The organism is Actinoplanes sp. NPDC051633 (genome assembly GCF_040681735.1).
Classification (GTDB): Bacteria; Actinomycetota; Actinomycetes; order Mycobacteriales; family Micromonosporaceae; genus Actinoplanes.
In genome coordinates this window covers 1-8,573 of sequence record NZ_JBFAZH010000216.1, presented here as the reverse complement: position 1 = coordinate 8,573, position 8,573 = coordinate 1, and the positions used below count along the sequence as shown (strand labels likewise).

Genomic DNA, 8,573 nt, shown 5'->3' with positions numbered 1-8,573 from the left:
CCCCGTAATATTTTGATTGTGCGGGAGGGGGGCTCCGGGGAGCCGCCCTCCGCCTATGCCGCTACCGCGATGGGCACGCCGTGGCTGTCCGTCAGGGCCAGCCGCGTGCGCAGGTTGCCCTGCTCGGCGACCCGCTGGAAGTACTCCGTGCGGCGGCGCTGGAGGCAGCCCTTCCGGCTTCGCGGGCCGCCGGCCGCCACGGTCAGCAGCTCGGGGGCCAGCGAGCTGTTCAGGCCCTCGCGCAGCAGCCGCAGCGCCTCCGTGCGCAGCTGGGAGATCCGCGACTCGGTCACCCCGAGCCGGGCCGCCACGTCGCTCAGCGGTTGCTCCTGCAGGAACGACTCGGTCACCACCAGCCGCAGCCGCTCCGGCAACGCCTGGATGGCCTGGTGCAGGTAGCCCAGCCGCTCCCGCTTGATCAGCAGATCCTCGGGCCCCTCGGACTGCTCGGGCACCATCTCCTCGGCCGCCCCCGTCGGGAAGCCCTGCAAGCTCAGCAGCGCGGCCTTCTGCACGTCGTCCTCGACCGCCGCGAGCTCGGCGATGCCGATGCCAAGCATCTCGGCCACCTCGGCGTCGGTCGGTGTCCGGCCGAGCGCCGCGGTCAGCTCGGCCCGCGCGGCCGTCGTCTTGCGGGCCCGTGCGCGCACCGAGCGGCTCGCCCAGTCCTGCCCGCGGAGCTCGTCCAGTAGTGCGCCGCGGATGCGCACCGCCGCGAACCGGTGGAACGGAATGCCCCTCGACACGTCGAACGAGCGCGCGGCACCCAGCAGGGCGGCGAAACCCGCGGACGACTGGTCGTCGGAGTGGACATGGCCGGGAACCCGGTTGAGAAGTTCCCGCACCAGATGGCCAACCATCGGCATGTGTTCGCGGACCAGGTCCTCGATATCACGCGCGGACGGCGCGTCGTGAGTGGTGCCGACGGTGGCGGGGAGTTCGGTCGTGTCGGTCACGTGGTCCTCCTCGCTCAGTGAGCCGGTGTCTGACCGGCTGACGAGGAGAACATTTGCCGTCCCTGGGTGCAGGGGCGGCCGAACTCGGTTGCTTTTGTGGTGTTTTTTGTGAAAAGTCCTCAGGACGCGTGCGGGGCGCTCATGGGCCGTCTCGGCGACACCACGACGTTCTTCAACTCGCCGCGCACCCAGCACATCCGGGCCACTGCCACCTCCGGATGGTCACCGAACTCCTCGGCCACCACCGCGGCACATCCGTCACTCCCGTGCCGCAGGAGCATCGCGGTGACCGCGTCCTCCAGCCTCTTCCGGCTCGGACGGTCGGACGGCTGCACATCGGAGACGAACAGCGCCTCCGCCGCCAGGTCTTCGACGGTGCTGATCATGTCAAGCTCCCCGTTACACGTTGCGAGGGTGATCCAGCTGACAGCGCAATCATCCATCCGCTGCTGTCAACCGGGCCGCAGGCACGCCGACGGGGTCGAGAAACCGGAACAACGCACCTGCAAGGTTCAACTTCACCCTAACGCGCAAACGCCGGGTGATCGGTGGTTCCGATCACCCGGCGCCGCTAGGCAGCTAGCTGAGCTGGGGTGTTAGACCGGCGGCGGGACCGCTTCGTCGGCGTTGGTGCCGTTGCCGACCGTGTCACCCGTGCCCGTGTCAGTGGTGTCCGTCTCTTGCGGCTCTTCGTCCGGCGGAGGCTCCTCCACCGGCGTGGTGGTGGTTGGGTCCGTCGCCGGCGTGGTCGTACGCGTCGGCGGGCCAGGTTGACAGACCGGATCGTCCGGGAACAACTCGCAGTCGATTGGTTGTTGGGTCTCGGTCCTTGTTGGCGTCGGCTTGGTGGTGATTCCTCCACCACCAACTGGGGTGGTCTTGGGCGGCCCCGGCACCGGTGTCACGACCCCGTTAGGGCCGATGATGATGCCTGGACGCGGGTTCTGTGAAGCAGGAGGGCCCAGCCGAACCTGGCCGTTCGAGAGATGCTGCACCGGCCGCGACGGCTCACCCGGCTTCGGCGAGACGTATACCTCGCAGTTCTGGCCGCCGAGCTGGAAGACCATAGGCGCGGCGTTACTGGTCTTGTACCGGCCGGTCACCTCCATGGTGACGGCCTTCTGCGGGCTGAGCGTCGTGGCGCCCTGCACCGTGACCGCACGGTTGACCTGGTTGATCGCCGTCTTACCGTTTCCGTTGAGCACCTGGTCGCCCTGCATGATGAACCACAGGTTCCAGTTCTTGATGGCAGTCGTGTCGCGGTTCGCCACGGTCAGGGACGCCTTGAAGCGGTTCTTGTCCTGGGTGAGCACGGAATAGCTGACGACGCACTTGCCCGACGCGGCCACCACGCTGGGCTGCGGCTGCCCCTGACCCGATGGGGTGCGCCCCGGGTCTCCCGCCGCGATGCTCCAGGCGTAGGTCGCCGCGCCGAGCAGCGCGACCGAACCCGCCACGATCAACACGCGGCGGCCGTGGGTGCGGCTCGACCGAGGCGGCCGGGACGCGCCCGAACCGGCTCCCGGTGGCCGGCCGTTGCCCGGCGGAGGGTTGCCTCCGCCGAAGGTGGAGTTCGGCGGCGGCGGAGCGCCGAACGCCGGCCGCAGCACACCGGAGGCGGCGGGTGCGGGTGCGGCCGAAGCGGATCGGGGCGTCGCGCCGAAGCGGTTGTTGCGTCCCGGGATGGGGCCGGGGCCCCGGTTGGGCGCGGGCGGCGCCGATGCCGGCGCGGCGGAGGCGACCGCATCGCCGTTCACCGCAGCCCCGTTCACCGCGGCCTCGACGTCGGCCACCGGCACCGGAACGGCGTTGCCGGGCGCCGGCGAGACGGGCGCACTCTCCTCGGCGGCGGCCATCGCGGCCGCAGCCGCGGCGAGCCCGGCCGGCCCCTCGGCGGCGGCACGCACCGCGGCCACGCCCCGGCCGGCCTGCGCCGGGGACTCGGCGACGTGGCCGTACCGCATCCGGCCGAGGCCGTCGGTGTGACCGTGCGGGTTTGGCAGGATCGTGGTGTCCTCGCCGCTGTCCGCCCACTCCGGCACGAAGCCACGGCCGGCCGGCATGCCGGCGGACGCGGCGGCCAGCACCTCGGCCACCTCGGCGCTGGACGGGCGGTCGTCGGGCCGCTTCTCCAGGCACTCCTCGACCAGCTCGGCGACGGCGGCGGGCAGGCCCTCGACCGGCGGCAGCGGGTCGGGCTCGGTGTACTGGTGGGCACGCAGCAGCGCGGTGGTGGTGCCGACGTCCCAGGGCAGCTGGCCGATGAGCGTGCGGTAGATCAGCAGGCCGACGGCGTACACGTCGGTGGCCGGGCTGACCTGGCCGCCCTCGAGGCGCTCGGGCGCCAGGTAGGCCGGGGTGCCGAGCAGGCTGCCGTCGGGGTCGATGTCGTTCTCGCCGATGAGGGCGGAGATCCCGAAGTCGACCACCTTGGCGCCGGTGGGCGTGAGCATGACGTTGGCCGGGGTGACGTCGCGGTGCACGATGCCCCGGGCGTGCGCGGCGGCGAGCGCGGCCGACACCTCGGCGCAGATGCGCACGGCGGCGGGCCACGGCAGCCGGCGGCTGCGCGCGAGGACGGCGGCGAGCGACTCACCGTCGACGAGCTCCATCACCACGTACGGCACCGGCTCGCCGTCGACCGTGGTGGCCTCGCCGTAGTCGTACACGTTGGTGATGTGCGGGTGGCTCAGCCGGGCGGCGGCCTGTGCCTCCGCACGGAGTCGGCGCCGGAAGGACGGGTCCGCGCTGGTCGACGGCGGCAGCACCTTGACAGCCACCTGCCGGCCGAGGACCTCGTCGAACCCCCGCCAAACCACTGACATCCCGCCGGCTCCGAGCCGCTCGACCAACCGGTAACGGTTGGCCAGCAGACTCGACCCGGGCAGGTCCGTCGTGCTCATGTGCCCCCACATGCGCGACTTGAGTAAACGCCGAGTAACACCGCCATGCTTCTCGACGCCGGGGCTGCAGCCGCCCCACTACAGGACGGAAGCTTTCCCCATCGACGGCGAGGATGTTAGCGGACGTTCGGCCACTATCTCGACTGCTCTGCACGTGGGATGACCTGCGCATCGTCACTCTGTGTTCCAACCACACAGCTTCTGGTACCGCAACTGCAGGAATTGACGTTTACGCAGCTCAGATGCCATTTATCGATCCGTTACGAAGGCGAGTAGTCCAATGGGTCCGATTCGCCGGATGACAGACCCGTCACCCGTTCGGTTCTTCCACTATGGAATGCATATACCCGTCGTGGCCGGGTCGTCACTGCCCGGCATATTTGTCGACACCTAAACAAAGTCGCCAATGCATTCACCGGCAAAGATTACGGAGAGTTGCCATCCGATCGATGTCGATTTGTCCGCGCCCGGCGGCCGGAAAACAGCATTCCACCTGGGCAACCTCGCCTGATCGGCCGGATCTGGCCGATCGATCATTCTTTAATCGAAGACACAACCATCGATCGGCGCGTCGCGGCCGGTCCGGGGTCGCCGGGCACGGCGCCGAGCTCGGCGAGCAGGCTCAGCATCGGGGCCATCTTCTCGTACAGCACGAGAAGGACGTCACCCGGGACCGCCATCTCCAGCGCCGACCGCACGGCCTCGCGATGATCCGCGGCACGGACCGTGCGCATCTGCGGGCGGCGCAGCCGCATCTCCCGCTCCACCAGCGCGGCGACCTCCCCCGGGGACCGGCCGCGCAGGTCCTCGTCCTCGTGCAGCACCACGCGGGCGACCCCGTCGGCCAGCACCTGCGCCGACGCGGCGATGAGGTCGTCGCGGCGGTCACCCGGCAGCGTCACCACGGCCAGGCACCGGGAGGGGCCGTAGAGGCGGTGCAGCGTGCGCAGGGTCGCGGCCAGCGCCGCCGGGTTGTGCGCGTAGTCCATGAACAGAGCGACCTGGCCGCAGCGCAGCAGCGTGCCGCGGCCCGGGTTGTGCACCGGCGGGTCGAATCTCGCCAGCCGGTCCAGCACGACCTCCTGGGAGGCGCCCATGGCCCGGGCGGTGGCGATCGCGGCCAGCGCGTTCAGCGCCATGCACGGCGCCGCCCCACCGAAGGCACCGGGCAGGTCGGCGACCCGCATCAGCAGGGTGCGCCGGGCGCCCACCGCCTGCACCAGCCAGCCGTCCTGCAGCACGTACGCCGCGCCGCCCTTGGCCAGGTGCGCGGCCACCACCGGCTGCCGGGCGTCCTCGCCGAACCACACGATCCGCTTGTGCTGGGCGCGCACCCGCGGCCGCTCGGGCAGCGTGCGCACCCACGGGTCGTCGGCGTTGAGCACCAGCGTGCCGCCGTCCTTGACCCGCTCGGCGACCAGCGCCTTGACGTGCGCGACGTCCTCGATCGAGTCGAGCCCGTCCTGGCCCAGGTGGTCGCCGGTGATGTTGGTGACCACGCCGACGTCGGACCAGTCGTAACCGAGGCCGCGGCGCAGGATCCCGCCCCGCGCGGTCTCCAGCACGGCCGCCTGCACGCCCGGGTCGCCGAGCACCATCTGCGCCGAGCGCGGCCCGGTGGCGTCACCGGTGTAGACCTCGCGGCCGTCGATGCTGACCCCGTCCGTACACGTCAGCCCCACCCGGAGTCCCGCCCCGCCCAGCAGGTGCGCGGCCAGCCGCGCCACCGTTGTCTTGCCGTTGGTCCCGGTCACCGACGCGGTCGGGATACGCCCGTCGGACCCGGCCGGGAACATCGCCCGCACGATCGCGTCGCCCGCGTCGCGCGCCCGCCCCTGCATCGGCGCCAGGTGCATGCGCAGGCCCGGCACCGCGTTGACCTCGATCACCCCGGCGGTCACCTCGTCGGGATCGCCGGCCGGCGGCAGCGGCTCGGCGATGTCCGGCATCCGCAGGTCGATCCCGGCCACGTCCAGGCCGACCAGCGCGGCCACCCGCAGGCACAGCCGGGCGACGTCGGGGTGCAGCCGATCGGTGACGTCTCGGCTGGTGCCACCGGTGGACAGGTTGGCGGTGTCGCGCAGCCAGACCTCACGGCCGGCGGCCGGCACGGTGACCAGGGTGATCCCCTGCCGGGCCAGCAGGGTCTCGTCGGGGCGGATGCGGGTCAGCACGCGCGCGTGCCCCTCCCCGCGGCGCGGATCGGCGTTGGCCAGCTCGACCAGCTCGGCCAGGGTGTGCTCGCCGTCGCCGACGACGTGCGCGGCGATCCGCTCGGCCGCCGCGACGATCTCCGCGTCGACGACCAGGACCCGGTAGTCGCGCCCGCCCAGCTGCCGCTCGATCACCTTCTCGCCGCCCGGTCCCGCGAAGGCCTCGGCGACCGCGGCGTCGTCGATCAGATTCAGCACGACGTTCTCGCCCTGCCGGCCGTGCCGCGGCTTCACCACGACCGGCGCGCCGAGGCGCTGCAGCCAGCCGACGGCTTCGGTCGCGCTGGTCGCGGTGCCGCCGGGCACGACGGGAACGCCCGCGGCGCTCAGCAGCTCGCGGGTGATCTGCTTGTCCCCGGCGATGTCGATGCCCACGCCGCCGGTGCGGTCGGTCATCGCGGCCCAGGCCAGCCGCCGCCGGTTGCCCCAGCCGAGGCGCAGCAGGCTGAGGTCGGCGAGTCGTTCCACCGGGATCCCGCGGCGCCGGGCGGCGGCGATGATCGCAGAGGTGCTGGGCCCGGTGGCGGCCCGGTCGGCGAGCGCCCGCAGCTCGGCCAGCGGTGGTTCGGCGGGACTGCCCGTGACCACGGCCAGGACCAGCTCGACGGCGGCGGACAACAATGATTCGGGTACGAGGGACCCGGGCGCCTCGTCCGCCGGACACTCCACGATCACGTCGTACTGCCCCGGCACACCCGCCGACACGGTCCGCCCGAAGCTCACGTCCCGGCCGATGAGCTGTGACAGCTCGATGCACACGTGCTCGGTGACGTGCCCGAAGTAGGTGCCGCCACGCATCCGGCTGACGAACCCGCCCGGTGTGCCGGCGGCGCAGTGGTGCTCGGCCAGCCCGGGCAGGACTCGCAGCAGCCGCTCCGGGAAACCCTCGACGTCCGAGGTCTCCCGCCCGGCCAGGTCCCCGAGGTCGAGCCGGGCCACCACCGCGGGCCGGGCCAGGTGGACGTTCGGGCCGCGGAGGCGCCGGACAGTAAGGATCTTCATGCGGCTCGTCCCCCAGCGTCAGCGGGCGCGTCGACGATCGACGGCCGGCGTCCGGATAGCTCGAAGGTGCAGCCCGCGGGCAGCACGTGCACGCGGACACCGGCGATCGCGACCGGCCCGTCGGCGGGCACCCGGATGTCGGTCGCGGCGCCGGCGTCGACCACCGTCACCGACCCGCTGCCGAGCACCTCGAACCGGTCGCCGGCGGCCAGGATCGCGGTGTCCTCGTCGATGCCCAGGCCCAGCTCGTGGGGGTACCGGGCGACGGCGGCGAGCAGCCGGTTGAGCCGGCCGCGCTCGGCGAAGTGCATGTCGATCAGCACGCCGGGCAGGAACTCCAGGCCCGGTCCGGTGGCCACCGAGTGGCCGTCGCCGCCGACGATCATCGTGCCGGACATCATCGCGGCGCCGGCGCTGGTGCCGGCCAGCACGACCCGCCCGGCGGCCAGCAGCGACTGCAGCGCCGAGTCGACCCGGGTGCCGCCGATCACCGAGGTGATCCGCATCTGGTCGCCGCCGGTGAAGAAGACACCGGTCGCGCCGGCCAGCACATCGTCGACGGCGGCGTCGTTGGCGTCGGCCCGGCTGGTGAGCCGCAACGCGCGCACCGAACCGGCGCCGAGCCGGGCGAAGGTCTCGGCGTACTCGGCCTCGCCCGCCTCGGGATCGGCCGACGCGGTGGCGACCACGACGATCGAGGCGCCCGCCAGCGCGACGAAGCGGCCGAGCAGCGTTGGCCCGGCGGCACCTCCGATCGCGAGCAAGCGGCCGGCCCACACGCCTTGAGGTTAATCGGAACAATTACGAAACATTGGACTAATCGTCGGAGTGGGCGGGCAACAGATGGTCACCGCCGGCGGGCTCCCGGGCCCGGCTGCGACACCACGTCGCGGTTGTCGGTCAGGTGGTGCCCGGCCGCGCAGTGCAGCTCGGCGTGCACCTGCGCGTCGCAGTCGCGGTGCACCAGGCGCAGCGGCGGGCCCTCGGGATCGGCCAGATACCGGTCACCCCACTCGCCGACGGCGACCAGCATCGGATAGAGCTCGAGGCCCATCGGGGTCGGGCGATATTCGTGCCGCACCCGGGCCCCCGGCTCCTGGTAGGGCTCCCGCCGCAGGATGCCGGTCTCGACCAGCATGGCCAGCCGGTTGGTGAGCACCTGCCGGGGCACCCCGGTGCGCACCCGCATGTCCTCGAACCGGCGTACCCCGGTGAACACCTCGCGCATCACCACCAGCGTCCACCTCTCGCCGAGGATCGCCATCGCACGGGCGATGGTGCAGTTGTCGACGGACCAGTCGAGGGCGGGCGGGCGCATGCGGACAGGCTAAGTCTATTTGACAGACCTAGCAAGCCGTGGTGCACTGCGTCCATGACACAGACTCAGCCGCCGCGTACCCGGACCTACAGCTGGTCGGACCCGTCCTCGCACGCCGACTTCGCGACCATTTAAAAACAACCAACGTGCTTTTGGTTTTTCTTTAATAACTTCCTCAATT

General features: G+C 71.7%; 6 protein-coding genes. All 6 read right to left on the bottom strand.

Annotation, left to right across the window (positions count from 1 at the left end):
- Positions 1-53 precede the first annotated feature (53 nt).
- Positions 54-956, bottom strand: coding sequence for a sigma-70 family RNA polymerase sigma factor (locus tag AB0M20_RS14890; RefSeq protein ID WP_364298266.1), 903 nt, complete (start codon positions 954-956; stop codon positions 54-56).
- A gap of 119 nt (positions 957-1,075) precedes the next feature.
- Positions 1,076-1,342 (bottom strand): hypothetical protein, encoded by a 267-nt coding sequence (locus tag AB0M20_RS14885; RefSeq protein ID WP_364298264.1) that lies wholly within the window; start codon positions 1,340-1,342, stop codon positions 1,076-1,078.
- A 210-nt stretch (positions 1,343-1,552) separates the two neighbouring features.
- The gene (locus AB0M20_RS14880; RefSeq protein ID WP_364298263.1) at positions 1,553-3,859 is read right to left on the bottom strand and encodes a serine/threonine-protein kinase; all 2,307 of its coding nucleotides are present in this window, start codon (positions 3,857-3,859) and stop codon (positions 1,553-1,555) included.
- Between the two features lie 533 nt (positions 3,860-4,392).
- On the bottom strand, positions 4,393-7,074 hold the full coding sequence (gene cphA / locus AB0M20_RS14875; RefSeq protein WP_364298262.1) for a cyanophycin synthetase: 2,682 nt from the start codon (positions 7,072-7,074) through the stop codon (positions 4,393-4,395).
- The gene (locus tag AB0M20_RS14870) at positions 7,071-7,853 is read right to left on the bottom strand and encodes a cyanophycinase (RefSeq protein ID WP_364298261.1); all 783 of its coding nucleotides are present in this window, start codon (positions 7,851-7,853) and stop codon (positions 7,071-7,073) included. The genes cphA and AB0M20_RS14870 overlap by 4 nt, the downstream gene beginning before the upstream one ends.
- Positions 7,854-7,921: 68 nt before the next feature.
- Positions 7,922-8,392 (bottom strand): helix-turn-helix domain-containing protein, encoded by a 471-nt coding sequence (locus tag AB0M20_RS14865; RefSeq protein WP_364298259.1) that lies wholly within the window; start codon positions 8,390-8,392, stop codon positions 7,922-7,924.
- Positions 8,393-8,573 lie beyond the last annotated feature (181 nt).

What these genes read in the sequence shown, in the direction of transcription:
- AB0M20_RS14885 (WP_364298264.1), bottom strand. Translation starts at nt 1,342, where the DNA reads ATGATCAGCACCGTCGAAGACCTGGCGGCGGAGGCGCTGTTCGTCTCC.
- AB0M20_RS14880 (WP_364298263.1), bottom strand. Translation starts at nt 3,859, where the DNA reads ATGAGCACGACGGACCTGCCCGGGTCGAGTCTGCTGGCCAACCGTTAC.
- cphA (WP_364298262.1), bottom strand. Translation starts at nt 7,074, where the DNA reads ATGAAGATCCTTACTGTCCGGCGCCTCCGCGGCCCGAACGTCCACCTG.
- AB0M20_RS14865 (WP_364298259.1), bottom strand. Translation starts at nt 8,392, where the DNA reads ATGCGCCCGCCCGCCCTCGACTGGTCCGTCGACAACTGCACCATCGCC.